This window comes from Pseudomonas sp. 5Vm1k, assembly GCF_056161485.1.
On sequence record NZ_JBSPCZ010000009.1, the window covers coordinates 255,082 to 273,683 of the forward strand.

The following is an 18,602-nucleotide window of genomic DNA, read 5'->3' on the forward strand; positions in this document are numbered from 1 at the left end:
GCCCCTGTGTAGGAGCTGCCGAAGGCTGCGATCGTTTGATCTTGGAAACGAAGATCAAAAGATCGCAGCCTTCGGCAGCTCCTACGCGAGGCGTGCCGGGTCGGGGTGTTATTGATTCAGGCGTTTATCGACCAACTCCTGCACCACACTCGGATCAGCGAGCGTCGAAGTGTCGCCCAGGCTATCCAGTTCGTTGCAGGCGATTTTGCGCAGAATCCGCCGCATGATCTTGCCCGAGCGGGTTTTCGGCAAGGCCGGCGCCCATTGAATCAGGTCTGGCTTGGCGAAGCTGCCGATTTCCTTGCTGACGTGCGCCAGCAGTTCTTTCTTTAGTTCATCGTTAGGTTCGGCGCCGTTCATGGGCGTGACAAAGGCGTAGATGCCTTGGCCTTTGACGTCGTGAGGGTAACCGACCACTGCGGCCTCGGCGATGCTGTCGTGCAGCACCAGGGCGCTTTCCACTTCGGCGGTGCCGATGCGGTGCCCGGAGACGTTGATCACGTCGTCGATACGCCCGGTGATCCAGTAGTCGCCGTCCTCGTCGCGCCGTGCGCCGTCGCCGGTGAAATAGTAGCCGGGGTAGGGCTTGAAGTAGGTTTCGACCATGCGTTGCGGGTCGCCGTAGACGCTGCGGATCTGCGCCGGCCAACTGGACTTGATCGCCAGCACGCCGCTGCCTGCACCTTTGATTTCCTTGCCCACCTCATCCAGCAACACCGGTTGCACGCCAAACATCGGTTGCGTGGCGCAGCCGGGTTTGATGCGCTTGGCGCTGACCAGCGGGCTGAGCATGATGCCGCCGGTTTCGGTCTGCCACCAGGTGTCGACGATTGGGCAGCGCTGCTCGCCGACCACGTTGAAGTACCAATCCCACGCTTCCGGGTTGATCGGCTCACCGACGCTGCCGAGTAATCTGAGGCTCTCGCGGGACGTTTCCTTCAACGGCTCGGCGCCTTCGCGCATCAGCGAGCGCAGGGCGGTCGGTGCGGTATAGAAGATGTTGACGTGGTGTTTGTCGATGACCTGCCAGAAGCGCGAACTGGTGGGATAACTCGGCACGCCTTCGAAGATCAGCGTAGTCGCACCGTTGGCCAGCGGGCCGTAGACGATGTAGCTGTGGCCGGTGACCCAGCCGACGTCGGCGGTGCACCAGAAGACTTCGCCGTCGCGGTAATCGAGCACGTACTTGAAGGTCATTGCCGCTTGCAGCAAGTAGCCGCCGGTGGTGTGCAGCACGCCTTTGGGTTTGCCGGTACTGCCAGAGGTGTAGAGGATGAACAGCGGGTCTTCGGCGTCCATCGGCTCTGGTGGGCAATCGTCGCTGACATCGCGCAGGGCCTGGTGATACCAAATGTCTCGGCCTTCGACCCAGTTCACTTCGCCTTGGGTGCGCTCAACCACGATGACCGTGCTGACGTTCGGGCAACTCTCGAGCGCTTTGTCGACCTTCTCCTTGAGCGGCACGAATTTGCCACCGCGCACGCCTTCATCGGCGGTGATCACGGTGCGGCAGTCGGCGTCGAGAATCCGGTCGCGTACGGAGTCCGGGGAAAAACCGCCGAATACCACCGAATGAATCGCACCAATCCGTGCACAGGCAAGCATGGCGTAGGCCGCTTCGGGAATCATCGGCATGTAAATGCACACCCGATCGCCTTTCTTCACGCCACGACTTTTCAGGACGTTGGCGAGGCGACAGACGTTGTGATGGAGTTTTTTGTAAGTGATCTGGGCGGATTCGACGGGGTCGTCACCTTCCCAAATGATTGCGGTCTGATCGCCACGTTTTTCCAGGTGACGGTCGATGCAGTTGTAACTGACGTTCAGCTTGCCACCGGCAAACCAGCTGGCCTCACCGGTTTTCAGGTTATAGCGCTGGACGGTTTGCCACGGCGTGCTCCAGTCGAGGAAACGCTCGGCCTGTTCGGCCCAGAAGGTGCTGGGGTGTTCGATGGATTGTCGGTAGAGACGCTGGTAGTCGTCCTGACTCAGGTTGGCTGCCCGGCGTACGGCATCGGCTTTGGGGAACGTGCTGATATCGAACATGGCGGTTCCTTATTCTTGTTTTGGTAAACAAGTCATAAAGATGCGCCGAGTGCCCAGCGGGTTCAAGTCGTACACAAAACCAATGTGGGAGCGGCGGTGCGACGATTCGACTTGCTCGCGAATGCGGTAGATCAGTCAACTTATCTGTTGAATGACACTCCGCCTTCGCGAGCAAGCCCGCTCCCACAGGGTGTAGCAGTGTGGCGTCAGATCAGCCGCGGTGACGGCCTCTGTAGGAGCAAAGCTTGCTCGCGAAGCAGGCGACTCGGTGTATCAAGTACACCGAGTCATCGTTCTTCGCGAGCAAGCTTCGCTCCTACAGGGGGAGCGTCAGATCAGCCGCGGTGACGGCCGCGGAAGTAGTTGATCAGGCCTTGAGTCGAAGCATCGTCAGCCGGGGTTTCTTCGCTGCCGACCAGGCGGTTGTAGACGCCTTTGCCCAACTCTTTACCCAACTCCACGCCCCACTGGTCGAAGGCGTTGATGCCCCAGACCACGCTTTGCACGAAGACTTTGTGTTCGTACAGCGCCACCAGTGCGCCGAGGCGACGCGGGCTGATGCGCTCGACCACGATGGTGTTGCTCGGACGGTTGCCCGGGATCACCTTGTGCGGCGCGAGTTTGTGCACTTCTTCTTCGCTCAAGCCCTTGTCGCGCAGCTCGGTTTCAGCTTCGGCAAGGGTCTTGCCGAGCATCAGTGCCTGGCTTTGCGACAAGCAGTTGGCGTACAGCCACTGGTGGTGGTCGGACACCGGGTTGAAGCTGACGATCGGCACGATGAAGTCGGCCGGAATCAGTTGGGTGCCCTGGTGCAGCAACTGGTGGTAGGCGTGCTGGCCGTTGCAACCCACACCACCCCAGATTACCGGGCCGGTATCGGTAGACACTGGCGTGCCGTCCTGACGCACGCTCTTGCCGTTGGATTCCATGTCCAACTGTTGCAAGTGCTTGGTGATGTTACGCAGGTAGTGGTCGTACGGCAGGATCGCGTGGCTTTGCGCACCCCAGAAGTTGCCGTACCAGACACCGAGCAATGCCAGCAGCACCGGCATGTTCTGTTCGAACGGTGCGCTCTGGAAGTGCTGGTCCATGGTGTAGGCACCGGACAGCAGTTCCTTGAAGTTCGACATGCCGATGGCCAGGGCAATCGGCAGACCGATGGCCGACCACAGCGAGTAACGACCGCCGACCCAGTCCCACATCGGGAAGATGTTCTCTTCGCGAATACCGAAGGCCACGGCGGCGGCGTTGTTGCTCGATACCGCAATGAAGTGACGATACAGTTCGGCTTCCGAACCACCCTGAGCCAGATACCAGGCGCGTGCGGCCTGGGCATTCTTCAGGGTTTCGAGGGTGTTGAAGGATTTCGACGAGACGATGAACAGCGTGGTCTCTGCGCGCAGCTTCATGGTCAGTTCGTGGAACTCACTGCCGTCGATGTTTGCCAGGTAATGGCAGCGCACGCCTTTCTGGGCGTAGGACAACAGCGCTTCGGAAACCAGTTCCGGGCCGAGGAACGAGCCACCGATGCCGATGTTCACCACGTCGGTGATCGGCTTCTCGGTGTAACCGCGCCACAGACCATCATGGATACGGCCCACGAGGTCAGTGATCTGGTTCAGTACTTTGTGCACTTCCGGCATCACGTTGACGCCGTTGACCGACAATTTGTCGCCCACCGGACGGCGCAATGCAGTGTGCAGCGCTGGGCGGCCTTCGGAAGAGTTGACGATTTCGCCGTCGAACAGCGCTTTGATCGCGCCCTTGAGGTCGACTTCGTTGGCCAGGCCCACCAGCAGATTGCGGGTTTGGGCGTTGATCAGGTTCTTCGAATAATCGAGAAACAGACCGCAGCTGCTGAGGGTGAATTGAGTAAAGCGCTGCGGGTCGGCATTAAACGCTTCGCGCATGCTGAAATCCTGCATGGCTTGGCGGTGATCTTTCAACGCTTGCCAGGCGGGCAGAGCGGTAACGTCGTGAGGAGTGCGGTAATACGCCATCGCTGCGGTTTTCCTTTTACGTGAACTGCCTTTAAGACACTGAAGATCCCGGAATGTCCCGACCACAGGGTAGGCAACGTCCGGTCCATCTGCTTGGAGACGATTAAATAGCGCAGGGCGGTAACAGTAAACCTCGCGTGTTGATCTGTCTTGGCTTTGTCTGACCTGCGGCCGGTACTTTTTTATACCGGTACGTCAGGTCAGACAACAGGCGAGGGCTTTCAGTGCCGAGAATAGAGGGTGCGGGTCAGGCGACCTGGACCGGAATGGCATTGCTGGTGTGGCTCAATTCATTGCCCGGCGCCATGTAGAGCATGCGCGGTTTGAAGTTGAGCAGCTCGGCTTCGCTGTAGTGGGCGTAAGCGCAGATGATCACCCGGTCGCCAACCTTGGCCTTGTGCGCCGCAGCACCGTTGACCGAGATCATGCGCGAACCCGCTTCACCACGAATCGCGTAAGTGGTGAAGCGCTCGCCGTTGTCGACGTTGTAGATCTGGATCTGTTCGTATTCACGGATGCCGGACAGGTCCAGCCATTCGCCGTCGATGGCGCAAGAACCTTCGTAGTCGAGTACTGCGTGGGTGACTTCGGCGCGGTGCAGCTTGGCCTTGAGCATGATGGCGTGCATGAGTGTTTCCCCAGGTCGGAATCGAACGGCGGGCAGTTTGCCCGAAGGCTTGAGGGGCAGCAATACGATGCAGAAGTGAACACAAACCAATGTGGGAGCGGGCTTGCTCGCGAATACGGTGTATCAATCGACATCTCTGTTGAATGACACACCGTATTCGCGAGCAAGCCCGCTCCCACAGGGGGATTGCGGTGTTTAGGCGGACGCGTCGAGATTCAGGTGCAGGTTGTCGATCAACCGCGTAGTGCCGAGGAACGCCGCTACCAGAATCACCAGGTCCCGATCTTCGGGGGTAGCCGGACGCAACGTCGCGGCATGGCGAATTTCCAGGTAGTCGGTGCGCAAACCAGCCGCTTCAAGCTGTTTAATCTGCGTATCGATCAGCGCTGGATAATCGCGCTCACCCTGTTTAATCGCCTCGGCAATCGTCGACAGCGTGCGATACACCACCGGCGCAGTCGCTCGCTGTTCTTCGCTGAGGAAGCCATTGCGCGACGACAGTGCCAAGCCATCGGCGGCGCGAACGGTCGGTTCGCCGATGATCTGGATCGGCATGTTCAGGTCATGCACCAGTGCACGAATCACTGCCAGTTGCTGGAAGTCTTTCTGGCCGAAGATCGCCAGGTCCGGCTGAACCATGTTGAACAGCTTGCTGACCACGGTCGCCACCCCTTCGAAATGCCCCGGACGGCTGGCGCCGCACAGGCCTTCGGACAATTGCGGAACGCTGACGCGGGTCTGGCCGGCCATGCCATCGGGGTACATCTCTTCGACAGTCGGGGCGAACAGCAGATGGCAGCCGCCCTGGAGCAGTTTTTCCTGATCCGCCGCCAACGTGCGTGGGTACTTGTCGAGGTCTTCGCCAGCGCCGAATTGCAGCGGGTTGACGAAGATGCTCGCGACCACGAAATCCGCCCGTTGGGAGGCTTTGGTAATCAGCGCAATATGACCGCTGTGCAGGTTGCCCATGGTCGGGACGAAGGCAATGCGCTTGCCTTCGCCGCGGGCACGGGCGACGGCAGCCCGCAGTTCGCGGACGGTTTTGACGGTGTTCATGCAGAGAATCCGTGTTCGATACCTGGGAAAGTCGCCGCTTTGACTTCAGAGACGTAAGCGCCGAGTGCTGCCTGGATGCTGACTTGTCCGGCCATGAAGTTCTTGACGAACTTCGGCACGCGGCCGGTGATCGACAGGCCGAGCATGTCGTGCACCACCAAGACCTGGCCGTCGGTGCCGCTGCCGGCGCCGATGCCTATCACCGGAATACCCACGGCTTGGGTGATTTCAAGGGCCAGTTCGCTGGGTACGCACTCGAGCAGCAACATGGAGGCACCGGCCTGTTCCAGGGCGATGGCGTCGGCACGCATCTGCCGCGCCTGGTTCTCGCTGCGGCCCTGGACTTTGTAACCGCCCAGGATGTTGACCGCTTGTGGTGTCAGGCCCATGTGTGCGCAGACCGGCACACCTCGTTCGGCCAGCAGGCGGATCGAGTCCGCCAGCCACAAGGCACCTTCGACCTTGATCATGTGCGCGCCGGCTTGCATCAGCATGGCGCTGTTGGTCATGGTTTGATCAAGGGTGGCATAGGCCATGAATGGCAGGTCGGCGAGGATCAGGGCGTCGGCATTGCCGCGTTTGACGGCGGCCACGTGGTAGGCCATCTCAGCGGTGGTCACGGGCAGGGTGCTGTCGTGACCTTGCAAAACCATGCCGAGGGAGTCGCCCACCAGCAGCACTTCGACACCAGCCTCATTGCAGGCGTGGGCAAAGGTCGCGTCATAGCAGGTCAGCATGGTGATTTTTTCACCTTTCTGCTTGAGGCTCTGGAGCGTGGTCAGGGTGATGGCTGGCATGTAAAAAATCCTCGTTCAGGCGCTATGGAAACTACTGCGAGTAACGCGCGTGATTCTTCATTTACTCAGGCGCACGGTCTTTTGTCGTGCTTATAAGGCCTGGATTGCGCCCTTTAGCGCCACGTTGGCGGCAGCGGGACGCCTATAGTCGTGAGGAGGACTCGGGAAGTCAATTGTGTGTGTTACCGCATTGTTACGTGTGGGGTGTTACCGGGGTAACTGATGCGATTCAGCATGTACAACACAAAACCAATGTGGGAGCGGGCTTGCTCGCGAATGCGGTGTGTCAGTCAACATGTGAGCTGAATGACACACCGTATTCGCGAGCAAGCCCGCTCCCACAGGGGGAATTGCGTCAGTTTTTGGAGAGGCGTTCCAGGCCGACGAACGGACATGCCGCAAGCAGTTCAGCGAGGGCCCGGCCATCCGCCAGATGCAAATCCGCCGGCGCCAGTTCGGCCAGTGGATACAGCACGAAGGCTCGTTCCTGCATATGGTAATGAGGGACTTTGAGGCGAGGCTCGTCGATCAGGCGATCGCCGAACAGCACAATGTCGAGATCCAGCGTGCGCGGTCCCCAACGTTCAAGGCGTTCTCTGCCTTGTTCGTTCTCGATGGCTTGCAGCGCGTCGAGCAGGTCCAGTGGCGCGAGATGGCTGTCGAGGGCGGCGACCGCGTTGGTGTAGCGCGGTTGCCCGGGCAGCAACGAGTCGCTTTGATAAAACCCGGACACCCCGACCAGCTCAGTCCGGGGCAACCGCGCCAGCGCCTCGACGGCGCTGCGCAACTGTTCGGCGGGGTCAGCCAGATTGCTGCCCATGCCGATGTAGATGCGTTCCATGGCTTATTCGCCCGTGGTGCTCGGTGCACCGGCGGCGCGTTTGCGCTTGGCGCCACCGCTGCGACGACGCTTGCGCGGGGCGCCGGTGCCGTCATCCTTGCCGCTGAGGTCGCGGATCATGTCGCGACGTTCGCTGTCGTTGGCGTCCTGATAATCCGTCCACCATTCACCCAGGCCATCGGTCTGCTCGCCGGCGCTTTCGCGCAACAGCAGGAAGTCGTAACCGGCGCGGAACCGCGGGTTGTCCAGCAACAGGTCGGCGCGCTTGCCGCTGCGACGTGGCAGGCGCTCCTGCATGTCCCAGATTTCGCGGATCGGCATGGTGAAGCGTTTCGGAATTGCAATGCGCTGACACTGTTCGGCAATCAGCTCGTGAGCTGCTTCCTGCATCGCCGGGATCGGCGGCATGCCACGTTCTTGCAGGCGCAACACGCGAGCTGGCAGGGCAGGCCACAGCAGTGCGGCAAACAGGAACGCCGGGGTAACCGGTTTGTTCTGCTTGATCCGCAGGTCGGTGTTGATCAGCGCTTCACTGATCAGCGTATGGGTGTAGGTCGGGTTGTATTCCAGCGCCTCGGCACTGGCCGGGAACAGTGGATCGAACAACTGCAGGTCGACCAGCATCTCGAAAGTGTCCGCGGCATGGCCGGAGAGGAACAGCTTGAGCACTTCTTCGAACAGGCGGGCCGACGGGATCTCGCGCAGCATCGGCGCCAGGTCGCGGATCGGCGCGGCGCTGTGTTTTTCGATACCGAAATTCAGCTTGGCGGCGAAACGCACGGCCCGCAGCATCCGTACCGGGTCTTCCTGGTAGCGTTGCTTCGGGTCGCCAATCAGGCGGATCAGGTGGTTGCGGATGTCGTGTACGCCGTTGGCGTAGTCGAGAATGCGCTCGCTGACTGGATCGTAATACAGGGCGTTGATGGTGAAGTCGCGACGTTGCGCGTCTTCTTCCAGGGTGCCATAGACGTTATCGCGCAGGATGCGCCCGCTTTCGTTGCGGGAGGACTGGTTGCTGTCTTCCTCTTCATCGTTTTGCGGGTGATTGGCGCGGAAGGTCGCGACTTCAATGATTTCGCGACCGAAGTGGATGTGCACCAGCTTGAAGCGACGGCCGATGATCCGCGCATTGCGGAATTCGGCCCGTACTTGCTCAGGGGTGGCACTGGTGGCGACGTCGAAATCTTTCGGCGTGATGCCGAGCAACATGTCACGCACACAGCCGCCGACCAGATAGGCCTGGTAACCGGCGTTCTGCAGGCGTTCAACGATATTCACCGCGTAACGGCTGAATTGCGCCTTCTGCAGCGAATGTTGGCCGCTGTTGAGCACTTCAGGCGTGCTGCGGATGTGTTGCGTATGACGCTTGGGCGAACGGAATGACTGGAACAACTTCTTCAGCATGGGATGCACTGTTTGAAGGAATGTTCGGCCATAACGAAGAATGACCGCATGATGGGCCGGGATTCTAGCATTTAGTCGGGGGATGGTGTAGGAAGCTGCGAAACAGCTTGGAGGGCATATCTGGAAGGCACTGTAGCAGCTGACGAGCAGCGCGAGGCAGCGTCCGGCGGCGAAGCCGTCGTAAACCAGAGATTGCGGTGGGTCAGGGGAAACGCGGTTGCTTATCTTGCGACGGCTTCGCCGCCGAACGCAGCCTCGCGGTGCTCGACAGCTGCTACGTGCGGGCGATATGCGGGTTATATGCGGGCTCAAACGCCAGAAACTACAAGGGGAGCCGAAGCTCCCCAAGAAGTAGTTGCATGCTCTATTTTTATTATTGGTTTCGGGCTTTTTGTTTTTGTTAAGTGCCCTCGCCATGAAGTTTTTCCTTCATGACCCTCCCAATCGGGAGCCAAGAGCAAACGGATTGCTTTGGTCGCTGTGTTGCAGTGATCTTGCGATCCAACCAGTTCAGGCTCTGTCTTAGGACAGTTTTTGTTGTTCTCGGCCTGGTCGTGGGGCACGCCCCAAATACAACGCCTCTCCAAAAGAATCAGTTAGCTGCGCCTCTCGCCGTCTTGTTTTTATTGTGCGTGAGTCGATTCGTCTTATTTTTATTGTCTTGTGCATTGCTTGTTATTGTTCTTGTACTGAACATATAGCAGGGTGCGTGCCAACTTTTGCGAGGCCCAGCAAAACAAGGGGTTAGGCCGCTGGATGAGCTTTTTCCGGGCCCAAAAAAACCGGGGCTTCGTTACCGTAAGCCCCGGCTTCTGTTACGTGAAAAGACTGGGGTAACAGTTTTTTCACCTTGTTACGTGTAACGCGGGGAGGTCAGTGGCGAGGGAGCTTGCTCCCGCTGGGCTGCGAAGCGGCCCCAAAATCTCAACCCTTGTCGAGATTTTTGCGAGCGCTTCGCACTCGAGCGGGAGCAAGCTCCCTCGCCATAACCGCACACCTTACAGGTGACGTTCAGCTTTCGCTGGCCACCCCGGTTTTGCGCCGTGGAATGCCCAGGCGTTGACGACGTTCCCACAGGCACTTGCGGCTGACCCCGAGTTTGCGGGCCAGTTCGGTTTCGGTCATGTGGTCCTGATGCTCGAGGACGAAGTGCTGGAAGTAGTCTTCCAGCGACAAGTCTTCGGTCGGTTCATGGCTGTTGTTACCGGCGGCGTTGCCCTGTTGTGGGGGCAGGCCAATGAAATCGTCATCGTCCAGATCGCTCAGTTCAATGTCGATGCCCAGCAGCTCGGCGGAGATTTCCGGGCTCTCGCACAGGATCACCGCGCGTTCGACCGCATTTTCCAGCTCACGAACGTTACCCGGCCAGGTGTAGTGACGAATCGCCTGCTCGGCATCCGGGGCAAACTTCAGGTCGGTGCGGTTGACCCGCGCACTCTGCCGCGCCAGGAACGCATTGGCAATTTCGTTGACGTCCGCACCGCGCTCGCGCAGGGCTGGCAGTTTCAGGGCAATTACGTGCAGGCGGTAATAAAGGTCTTCACGGAACTGGCCGATCTTCGCCAGGCTCTTGAGGTCCCGGTGGGTGGCGGCGATCAGGCGTACGTCGACTTTCTGCGACTGCACCGAACCGACCCGGCGAATCTCGCCTTCCTGCAACACGCGCAGCAAGCGAGCCTGGGCTTCGAGTGGCAGTTCGCCGATTTCATCAAGGAACAAGGTGCCGCCGTCCGCCGCTTCCACCAGCCCGGCACGCCCGGCGCTGGCGCCAGTGAACGCGCCTTTTTCGTGGCCGAACAGTTCGGACTCGATCAGGCTTTCCGGAATGGCCGCGCAGTTCACCGAAATCATCGGTGCCTTGGCGCGTTTGGAGAGGTTGTGCAGAGCGCGGGCCACCAGTTCTTTACCGGTACCGGACTCGCCCTGGATCAGGACATTGGAATCGGTGGGCGCGACTTTGCGGATCTTGCTGTACAGGTCCTGCATCGGCGGACAGGAGCCGATAATGCCAATCTCGCCGTTACTGTTATCGACGCTCGGTTTCGCCGCGCCATTGGCGGCTTTGCCGACCACCGGTTCACCGGCGGCGGGCGCCGATTGGCGATCACGCAGGATTCGCGCAACGGCCTGGAGCATTTCGTCGTGATCGAAAGGCTTGGCGATGTAATCCACCGCGCCCATCTTCATGGAATCGACGGCCGAACGCAGGCTTGCATAGCTGGTCATGATCAGCACCGGAGTGCCTTGGCCAAGCTTGATCAGTTCAGTGCCCGGTGCGCCAGGCAGGCGCAGGTCACTGACGATCAGGTCAAACGTGGGAATGCTGAAACGCTCTTGTGCTTCCTGCACGGATCCGGCTTCGCTGACCTGGTACTGATTACGTTCCAGCAGGCGGCGCAAGGCGGAGCGGATAATTGTTTCGTCTTCGACGATCAAAATGTGCGGCATTGATTCGATACTCTCGACGGTCTCAGTTCACAGCGGACGTCGCTTCGACATGACGCGGTAATGTCACCCGGATACGGGTGCCGCGTTGGCTTTGAACATCAGCCGGGCTGTCGATGGTGATTTGTCCATAATGCTCTTCAACGATGGAATAGACCAGTGCAAGGCCCAGACCGGTGCCTTCGCCAGGATCCTTGGTGGTGAAGAAAGGTTCGAACAATCTATCCATGATGTTCTTCGGAATTCCGCTGCCTTCGTCTTCCACGATCAGATCGACCGTGTGTTCGCCGGCTTCGCTTTTGACCCGCACTGCACTGTGAGGCGGCGAGGCGTCGCGGGCGTTGGAGAGCAGATTGATCAACACCTGGGCGAGCCGCTGAGGATCGCCTTCGACCCAGTGATCGGGGTCGCACAGGTTGTAGAACTGTACTTCGAAATTGCGCCGGTTCAAGGCCAGCAGGCCGATGGCATCCTGAGCCACTTCGGCCAGACAGACGGGCTCGTCGCTGTGCTGGTGACTGCCGGCGTGGGCGAAGCTCATCAATGACTGCACGATGCGCGACACGCGTTTGGTCTGCTCCAGAATCTGCCCGCTGATTTCCGTCAGCTCGGCGTCTTCCTCGCGCTCTTCGCGCAGGTTCTGCGCCAGGCAGGCGATGCCGGTGATCGGATTGCCGATTTCATGGGCCACACCTGCCGCCAGTCGGCCAATGCTCGCCAGCCGCTCGGAGTGCACCAGTTTGTCTTCGAGCATCTGGGTTTCGGTCAGGTCTTCCACCAGCAGCACCAGGCCACTATTGCCCGGCGCCAGCGGTTCGTCGATTGCGGCTTTGTGCAGGTTCAGCCAGCGGGTCTGGCCATCGAGGGCCAAATGCTGTTTATGCAAATGTTCGTCGGGCAGATTGATGAAGCCTTGCAGTAGTTCTTTCCACGGATCGCCAATGGTGCTCAGGCGCGAACCGACCACACGTTGCGCAGCAATCCCGGTCAGTTCTTCCATGGCTTTGTTCCACATCAGGATCTCTTGATCCTTGGCCAGGGAGCAGACGCCCATCGGCAGTTCCTGCAAGGTCTGGCGGTGGTAGCGGCGCAGGGCATCGAGCTCGGCCGCCAGGCCTGTCAGGCGCGAGTGGTAATCCTCGAGACGGCTTTCGATGAAGTGAATGTCCTCGGTCACATAGTTTTCGCCGCCGGCCTTATAAGGCAGGAAGGTTTCGACCATGTCCTGGGCGACGCTCGGCCCCATCAGGCCCGAAAGGTTGGCTTCGATGCGGTCACGCAAACGGCGCAAGGCGTAAGGCCGGCGCTCGTCGAACGGCAGATAAAGATCGCGCAGAGCTTGTTCGACTTCTTTCTGCGCAGCCTTGGCGCCCAAGGGTTTGGCCAGTTGCGTGGCAAATTCCTGAGGCGAGGCGGCGTGCAGTTCCCGACGTTGCGGGCGACGGACGTTGTCTACGGCGCAGGCTTCGGCGGCGCTGGCTTCTTCGGGGCTCGCGTTGGTGAACAGCGAAATCAGCGTGAACATCAGCACGTTGGCAGCCAGCGAAGCAATTGCCGCCATGTGCCAACTGGTGTCGTCGAGCACGTAGATCATGTTCAGCAACGGAATGTAGAAACCCTGCAGATTGCCCACCAGCGGCATCAGCATGGTCACCAGCCACACCAGAATCCCTGCGAGCAGACCGGCAATAAAGCCGCGACGGTTGGCGGTCGGCCAATAAAGGACCGATAGAACGCCCGGCAAGAATTGCAACGTGGCGACGAACGCGACGATGCCGAGGTTGGCCAGGTCTTGCTCCGCGCCCAACAGAAGGTAGAAACCGTAACCGGCCATGATGATCGCGACGATCAATGCCCGACGGGTCCACTTCAGCCAACGGTAAATGTTGCCTTCGGCGGGCGGTTGATACAGCGGCAGGACCAAATGGTTAAGCGCCATCCCGGACAATGCCAGGGTGGTGACGATGATCAACCCGCTGGCCGCCGACAACCCACCGACGTAAGCCAATAGCGCCAAAGCCTTGCTGTTGGCGGCGATGCCGATGCCGAGGGTGAAATATTCCGGATTCGTGGTCGCGCCGAGTTTCAACCCGGCCCAGAGAATCAGCGGCACCGCGAGGCTCATCAACAGCAGGAACAGCGGCAAGCCCCAACTCGCGCTGACCAGCGAACGCGGGTTGAGGTTTTCGGTAAAGGTCATGTGATACATGTGCGGCATCACAATCGCCGAAGCGAAAAACACCAGCAGCAGCGTACGCCATGGACCTTCCTGCAACGGGGTGTGCAAAGCGGCGAGGGCGGTCTGGTTTTGCAGCAGCCACAGTTCCAGCTGTTGCGGACCGTCGAAAACGCCGTACAACGCATACAGGCCAACGCCGCCGATGGCGATCAGCTTGATCACCGATTCAAAGGCAATCGCGAAGACCAGGCCTTCGTGTTTCTCCCGCGTCGCAATATGGCGCGAGCCGAAGAAGATCGTGAACAGGGTAATCAGCGCACAGAAGCTCAGGGCGACGCGATGCTGCACCGGTTCGCGAGTCAGGATGCCGATGGAGTCGGCCACGGCCTGAATCTGCAACGCCAGCAGCGGCAAGACGCCGATCAGCATGAAGATCGTGGTCAGCGCGCCGGCCCAGGTGCTGCGGAAACGGAAGGCGAATAAGTCCGCCAGCGACGACAGTTGATAGGTGCGGGTGATTTTCAGGATCGGGTACAGCAACACCGGCGCCAGCAGAAACGCGCCGGACACCCCGAGGTAGCTGGAGAGAAAGCCGTAGCCGTACTGATAGGCCAGGCCGACCGTGCCGTAGAACGCCCACGCACTGGCGTAAACCCCCAGCGACAGGGTGTAGGTCAGCGGGTGGCGAATGATCGCCCGGGGGATCATGCCCCGTTCGCTGATCCAGGCGACGCCGAACAGCACCGCCAGGTACGCGGCGCTGATCAGGATCATCTGGGTCAGGCTAAAGCTCATCGGCATCTTTTTGGCTCTGCAGGATGAAGGTCACGACGATCAGAATCAGCCAGAGCAGATAAGGGCGATACCAGGCGCCAGTGGCGTCGATCCACCAATCCATGATGGCCGGGGAGAACAGGTAAATCCCCACTACCAAAAGCAGGACCAAGCGATAGATGTACATCCCGGCCTCTCTTTTTTATGCGCGTGCCCGAAAACGTGCGGCGATGGTAACGGATGGCAGCGCTACTGCAAGTGCCATTACTGTAGTTGCGCCTCGGGCAGGGTCAGTGTGCGCGGGATCTGTGCGGCATCCCAGTGGGCGATGCCCCAATTCAGCACTTCCCGTGGTGTGGCGTAAGCCAGTTCAGTGCCCGGATTTTGTCCCAGCGCCCGCAGTGCCCGCAGTAACAGCGGCGTGGCTTGATCGGCAGCCAAAGGTGGCGAACGGTAGGATTTGCCGAGTTTGTTACCGTCCGGCTGAGTAATCAGCGGGACGTGCAGGTAACGCGGTTGCGGCAGGCCGAGCAGTTCTTGCAGGTAGAGCTGGCGTGGCGTGGAATCGAGCAAGTCAGCGCCGCGCACGATATCGGTGATGCCTTGCCAAGCGTCATCCAGCACCACGGCCAGTTGATAGGCATAGAGCCCGTCGCGGCGGCGAATCACGAAATCCCCGACTTCCCGGCCCAGGTGTTGGCGGAATTCGCCTTGCACCCGGTCGATGAAGTGGTATTCCAGCTCCGGCACGCGCAGGCGGATGGCCGCATCTTCAGTGCCATGCCCGGCATTGCGGCACAGGCCAGGATAGATGCCGTGATACGGCTCCAATTGTTTGCGTGAACAGGTGCAAGCGTAGGCCAGACCATGATTGAACAGGCGATTGAGCACTTCGGCGTAGGCGTCGTGTCGGTCGCTCTGGCGAACCATCTCGCCATCCCACTCGAAACCATAGCTTTCCAGCGCCTTGAGAATCGCGACCTGGGCGCCGGGTTCTTCCCGGGGCGGGTCGAGGTCTTCCATGCGCATCAACCAGCGACCGCCCACCGAATGCGCGTCAAGGTACGAGGCCAGGGCGGCGACCAGCGAACCGAAGTGCAGGTGGCCACTGGGCGTGGGGGCGAAACGGCCGATATAGGGGGAGGCGATGACAGTCATGGAGTGATGTTACGTCGTAGGGTCGTACACCGGCCACCCTGTGGGAGCGGGCTTGCTCGCGAAAGCTGTCGGACATTCAACATTTATGTTGGCTGACACACCGCTTTCGCGAGCAAGCCCGCTCCCACAGGGTTTCCACAGGATTTGTGGCGGGGCGAATTGCGGAAACAAAAACGGAGCGTTCGCACGCTCCGTTTTTCGTTCAAGTCGAGATTACTTGCCGACTTGCTTTTCCTTGATTTCCGCCAGGGTCTTGCAGTCAACGCACATGTCGGCGGTAGGGCGGGCTTCCAGTCGCTTGACGCCGATCTCGACGCCGCAGGACTCGCACCAGCCATATTCTTCGTCTTCGATCAATTGCAGCGTTTTGTCGATCTTCTTGATCAACTTGCGCTCACGGTCGCGGGCGCGCAATTCAAGGCTGAATTCTTCTTCCTGGCTGGCACGATCTGCCGGGTCAGGGAAGTTGGCCGCTTCGTCTTTCATGTGATCAACCGTGCGGTCGACTTCCTGCATCAAGTCCTGTTTCCACTTATTCAGGATCTTGGTGAAGTGAGCGCGCATGGGCTTGCCCATGTACTCCTCGCCCTTAACTTCTTTGTAGGGTTCGAAGCCGCTGATCGACTGGTTTTGCTGCTTTGCTTGGGTGGGCATGAAATGGACCGCCTCTACTCTTGTAATCCATTGCGCAGGATTGCTCCATCACCGACACCTGCCGGCCCTGCGGCTGCAAGCGGGCGAACTTACCAGATCAAAACGGGCCGCGCTACTCCCGGATGTCGAGGTGGTGGCCCGAAGGCCTTGCAAATGATTGCAAAGCCTTGTCTGGTGGTGTTGGAGACCTGATCAAATATTGATTTTAGTCAAACCTGAGACACTCGCTCGAGTCGTTTGCAGCCCCGGTTATACGGCTCTGACCGCTTTAGGTTCTCCCTCGTTCCAGCGGATAGGTAGAATCGATTCTTTTCCCCGTTGAAGGAAGGCTAATGGCTCAGCCCTACAGTGCGCGCAGTCGTGCGATCGAACCGTTCCATGTCATGGCGCTGCTGGCGCGGGCCAATGAATTGCAGGCTGCCGGCCACGACGTGATCCACCTGGAAATCGGCGAGCCGGACTTCACCACTGCCGAACCGATCATCCAGGCCGGCCAGGCTGCGCTGACCGCAGGCAAGACTCGTTACACCGCGGCCCGGGGTATTCCCGAACTGCGCGAAGCCATTTCGGGTTTTTATCAGCAGCGGTACGGGCTGAACATCGATCCACAGCGCATTCTGGTAACGCCGGGCGGCTCCGGCGCGTTGCTGCTGGCCAGCGCCCTGCTGGTCGATCCCGGTAAACACTGGCTGTTGGCGGACCCGGGTTATCCGTGCAACCGGCATTTCCTGCGTTTGGTAGAAGGCGCGGCGCAACTGGTGCCTGTCGGTCCGGATGTACGTTATCAACTGACCCCTGATTTGGTGGCGCGGCATTGGGATCACGACAGCGTCGGCGCCCTGGTGGCCTCACCGGCCAACCCGACCGGGACCATCCTGACCCGCGATGAGCTGGCCGGACTTTCGGCAGCGATCAAGCAGCGCCACGGTCACCTGGTGGTGGACGAGATCTATCACGGCCTGACCTACGGCACCGACGCGGCCAGTGTGCTGGAAGTTGACGACAGCGCCTTCGTCCTGAATAGTTTTTCCAAGTATTTCGGCATGACTGGCTGGCGCCTCGGTTGGCTGGTGGCGCCGGAAGCGGCGGTTGGTGAACTGGAAAAACTCGCGCAAAACCTCTACATCAGCGCCCCGAGCATGGCCCAGCACGCCGCATTGGCCTGCTTCGAACCGGCGACCATCAGCATTCTGGAAGAGCGCCGTGCCGAATTCGGTCGTCGTCGCGATTTCCTGCTGCCGGCCTTGCGTCAACTCGGATTCGGTATCGCTGTGGAGCCGGAAGGCGCGTTCTACTTGTACGCCGATATCAGCCAGTTCGGCGGCGATGCCTTCGCGTTCTGCCGTCACTTCCTCGAAACCGAGCATGTGGCTATCACTCCGGGGCTGGACTTCGGGCGTTATCAGGCCGGGCATCACGTGCGGTTTGCCTATACCCAAAGCCTGCCGCGTTTGCAGGAAGCGGTAGAACGCATCGCGCGCGGCTTGAAGAGTTGGCAAGGCTGATGCGCTTTCATCCTCCCCTCGAAGAAGGTCGTTTGATTCGTCGTTACAAGCGTTTTCTCGCCGATATCGAAACCGTTAGCGGCGAGTTGCTGACCATTCACTGCCCCAACACCGGTTCGATGCTCAATTGCCAGGTCGAGGGCGGGCAAGTCTGGTTCAGCCGCTCCAACGACCCCAAGCGCAAATTGCCGGGCACCTGGGAAATCGGAGAAACCCCGCAAGGGCGTTTGTTTTGCGTGAACACCGGGCGGGCCAATGGTTTGATCGAAGAAGCGTTGCGGGCAGGCGTGATCACCGAGTTGAACGGCTTTACCGAGCTGAAGCGCGAAGTCGCTTACGGTCAGGAAAGCAGCCGCATCGATTTCCGCCTCGATTACCCGAGCGGGCCGGCGTACGTGGAAGTCAAAAGTGTCACGTTGGGTTTCGACGGTACGCCCGTGGCAGCGTTTCCCGATGCGGTGACCCAGCGCGGAGCCAAGCATTTGCGTGAACTGGCGCATTTGGCCCGGGACGGAATCCGTGCAGTGCAGTTGTATTGCGTCAACCTGACTGGCATCGAAGCCGTGCGTCCGGCAGAAGAAATCGATTCGGCCTACGCAGCGGCACTGCGCGAAGCGGTGGCATGCGGTGTCGAGGTGTTGGCCTATGGCGTGCGCCTGAGTCACGAAGTGATGGTGGTGGATCGGCGCCTGGACGTGTTGCTCAACGGTTAAAGGCTGACCCAGATTCCCTGCGCATCTTCGCGGCTGGGAATTGCAGTCAGGGATTGCCCGGCGCAGGGCCCAGCGACGCATTCGCCGTCTTCGATCAGAAACAGTGCGCCGTGGGTGGCGCACTGGATCAGGCTGTTGCTGGGGTCGAGAAACTGGTCGGGTTTCCATTCAAGGCTGACGCCACGGTGCGGGCAGCGGTTGATATAGACGTAAACCTGACCGCCCCGGCGCACGGCGAAGAGCTTCTGGCCGTCGATGTCGAAACCGCGGCTGCTGGCATCGGCCAGCTCTGGGCCTGGGCAAAGAAACTTCATGTCTATCCTCAAGTGGCGCGGCGCGTGACGAGATATGTCCGGGCTTGACGTGCAAATGCAAACAATTATCAAATGGCCGCCCGCCCAT

At 59.8% G+C, this 18,602-nt stretch carries 15 protein-coding genes; 2 read left to right on the forward strand and 13 right to left on the reverse strand.

Going from position 1 to position 18,602, the window contains the following annotated elements; genetic code table 11:
• Positions 1-108 precede the first annotated feature (108 nt).
• The 12 genes from acs to dksA all read right to left on the reverse strand — a co-directional run bounded on the left by acs (position 109) and on the right by dksA (position 15,982).
• Positions 109-2,046: an acetate--CoA ligase gene (gene acs / locus ACWIKB_RS19595; RefSeq protein WP_475268914.1), complete on the reverse strand. Its 1,938-nt coding sequence runs from the start codon at positions 2,044-2,046 to the stop codon at positions 109-111.
• A gap of 335 nt (positions 2,047-2,381) precedes the next feature.
• Entirely contained in the window at positions 2,382-4,046 is a 1,665-nt protein-coding gene (gene pgi / locus ACWIKB_RS19600; protein WP_475268915.1) for a glucose-6-phosphate isomerase, read from the reverse strand.
• Positions 4,047-4,293: 247 nt separating this feature from the next.
• Positions 4,294-4,674, reverse strand: a complete 381-nt coding sequence (panD, locus tag ACWIKB_RS19605; RefSeq protein WP_084323050.1) for an aspartate 1-decarboxylase — start codon at positions 4,672-4,674, stop codon at positions 4,294-4,296.
• Between the two features lie 195 nt (positions 4,675-4,869).
• Positions 4,870-5,730 (reverse strand): pantoate--beta-alanine ligase, encoded by an 861-nt coding sequence (gene panC, locus ACWIKB_RS19610; RefSeq protein ID WP_475268916.1) that lies wholly within the window; start codon positions 5,728-5,730, stop codon positions 4,870-4,872.
• Positions 5,727-6,527: a 3-methyl-2-oxobutanoate hydroxymethyltransferase gene (gene panB, locus ACWIKB_RS19615; RefSeq protein ID WP_475268917.1), complete on the reverse strand. Its 801-nt coding sequence runs from the start codon at positions 6,525-6,527 to the stop codon at positions 5,727-5,729. Before panB ends, panC begins: the two co-directional genes overlap by 4 nt.
• A gap of 355 nt (positions 6,528-6,882) precedes the next feature.
• Positions 6,883-7,368, reverse strand: coding sequence for a 2-amino-4-hydroxy-6-hydroxymethyldihydropteridine diphosphokinase (gene folK / locus ACWIKB_RS19620; RefSeq protein ID WP_475268918.1), 486 nt, complete (start codon positions 7,366-7,368; stop codon positions 6,883-6,885).
• Positions 7,369-7,371: 3 nt separating this feature from the next.
• A complete protein-coding gene (locus ACWIKB_RS19625) occupies positions 7,372-8,772 on the reverse strand; it encodes a polynucleotide adenylyltransferase PcnB (RefSeq protein ID WP_149418339.1) in 1,401 nt (466 codons plus the stop codon).
• 1,011 nt (positions 8,773-9,783) lie between these two features.
• On the reverse strand, positions 9,784-11,220 hold the full coding sequence (locus tag ACWIKB_RS19630; protein ID WP_475268919.1) for a sigma-54-dependent transcriptional regulator: 1,437 nt from the start codon (positions 11,218-11,220) through the stop codon (positions 9,784-9,786).
• Between the two features lie 22 nt (positions 11,221-11,242).
• A complete protein-coding gene (locus ACWIKB_RS19635; protein WP_475268920.1) occupies positions 11,243-14,197 on the reverse strand; it encodes a sensor histidine kinase in 2,955 nt (984 codons plus the stop codon).
• A complete protein-coding gene (locus tag ACWIKB_RS19640; RefSeq protein WP_003176118.1) occupies positions 14,181-14,357 on the reverse strand; it encodes a hypothetical protein in 177 nt (58 codons plus the stop codon). Before ACWIKB_RS19640 ends, ACWIKB_RS19635 begins: the two co-directional genes overlap by 17 nt.
• Before the next feature lie 77 nt (positions 14,358-14,434).
• On the reverse strand, positions 14,435-15,319 hold the full coding sequence (gene gluQRS / locus ACWIKB_RS19645; RefSeq protein ID WP_475268945.1) for a tRNA glutamyl-Q(34) synthetase GluQRS: 885 nt from the start codon (positions 15,317-15,319) through the stop codon (positions 14,435-14,437).
• Positions 15,320-15,541: 222 nt separating this feature from the next.
• Positions 15,542-15,982 carry an RNA polymerase-binding protein DksA gene (gene dksA / locus ACWIKB_RS19650; RefSeq protein ID WP_007902025.1) on the reverse strand — a complete coding sequence of 147 codons (441 nt, stop codon included), beginning with the start codon at positions 15,980-15,982 and terminating at the stop codon, positions 15,542-15,544.
• A 332-nt stretch (positions 15,983-16,314) separates the two neighbouring features.
• Here dksA and ACWIKB_RS19655 point away from each other — a divergent pair, with 332 nt between their 5' ends.
• Together ACWIKB_RS19655 and sfsA are read left to right on the forward strand one after the other, a co-directional pair.
• Positions 16,315-17,487 (forward strand): pyridoxal phosphate-dependent aminotransferase, encoded by a 1,173-nt coding sequence (locus ACWIKB_RS19655; protein ID WP_475268921.1) that lies wholly within the window; start codon positions 16,315-16,317, stop codon positions 17,485-17,487.
• The gene (gene sfsA, locus ACWIKB_RS19660) at positions 17,487-18,200 is read left to right on the forward strand and encodes a DNA/RNA nuclease SfsA (protein WP_475268922.1); all 714 of its coding nucleotides are present in this window, start codon (positions 17,487-17,489) and stop codon (positions 18,198-18,200) included. Before ACWIKB_RS19655 ends, sfsA begins: the two co-directional genes overlap by 1 nt.
• On the opposite strand, the gene ACWIKB_RS19665 is transcribed toward sfsA, so the two are convergent.
• Entirely contained in the window at positions 18,197-18,514 is a 318-nt protein-coding gene (locus ACWIKB_RS19665) for a Rieske (2Fe-2S) protein (protein WP_475268923.1), read from the reverse strand. The two genes, sfsA and ACWIKB_RS19665, sit on opposite strands and share 4 nt — an antisense overlap.
• Between the last annotated feature and the right edge of the window lie 88 nt (positions 18,515-18,602).

Bases quoted from the DNA above. Each gene is read 5' to 3' on its own strand.
- dksA (WP_007902025.1), bottom strand. From the start codon at position 15,982: ATGCCCACCCAAGCAAAGCAGCAAAACCAGTCGATCAGCGGCTTCGAA.
- sfsA (WP_475268922.1), top strand. From the start codon at position 17,487: ATGCGCTTTCATCCTCCCCTCGAAGAAGGTCGTTTGATTCGTCGTTAC.
- acs (WP_475268914.1), bottom strand. From the start codon at position 2,046: ATGTTCGATATCAGCACGTTCCCCAAAGCCGATGCCGTACGCCGGGCA.
- folK (WP_475268918.1), bottom strand. From the start codon at position 7,368: ATGGAACGCATCTACATCGGCATGGGCAGCAATCTGGCTGACCCCGCC.
- ACWIKB_RS19640 (WP_003176118.1), bottom strand. From the start codon at position 14,357: ATGTACATCTATCGCTTGGTCCTGCTTTTGGTAGTGGGGATTTACCTG.
- ACWIKB_RS19665 (WP_475268923.1), bottom strand. From the start codon at position 18,514: ATGAAGTTTCTTTGCCCAGGCCCAGAGCTGGCCGATGCCAGCAGCCGC.
- ACWIKB_RS19635 (WP_475268920.1), bottom strand. From the start codon at position 14,197: ATGCCGATGAGCTTTAGCCTGACCCAGATGATCCTGATCAGCGCCGCG.
- pgi (WP_475268915.1), bottom strand. From the start codon at position 4,046: ATGGCGTATTACCGCACTCCTCACGACGTTACCGCTCTGCCCGCCTGG.
- panC (WP_475268916.1), bottom strand. From the start codon at position 5,730: ATGAACACCGTCAAAACCGTCCGCGAACTGCGGGCTGCCGTCGCCCGT.
- panB (WP_475268917.1), bottom strand. From the start codon at position 6,527: ATGCCAGCCATCACCCTGACCACGCTCCAGAGCCTCAAGCAGAAAGGT.
- ACWIKB_RS19630 (WP_475268919.1), bottom strand. From the start codon at position 11,220: ATGCCGCACATTTTGATCGTCGAAGACGAAACAATTATCCGCTCCGCC.
- panD (WP_084323050.1), bottom strand. From the start codon at position 4,674: ATGCACGCCATCATGCTCAAGGCCAAGCTGCACCGCGCCGAAGTCACC.
- ACWIKB_RS19625 (WP_149418339.1), bottom strand. From the start codon at position 8,772: ATGCTGAAGAAGTTGTTCCAGTCATTCCGTTCGCCCAAGCGTCATACG.
- ACWIKB_RS19655 (WP_475268921.1), top strand. From the start codon at position 16,315: ATGGCTCAGCCCTACAGTGCGCGCAGTCGTGCGATCGAACCGTTCCAT.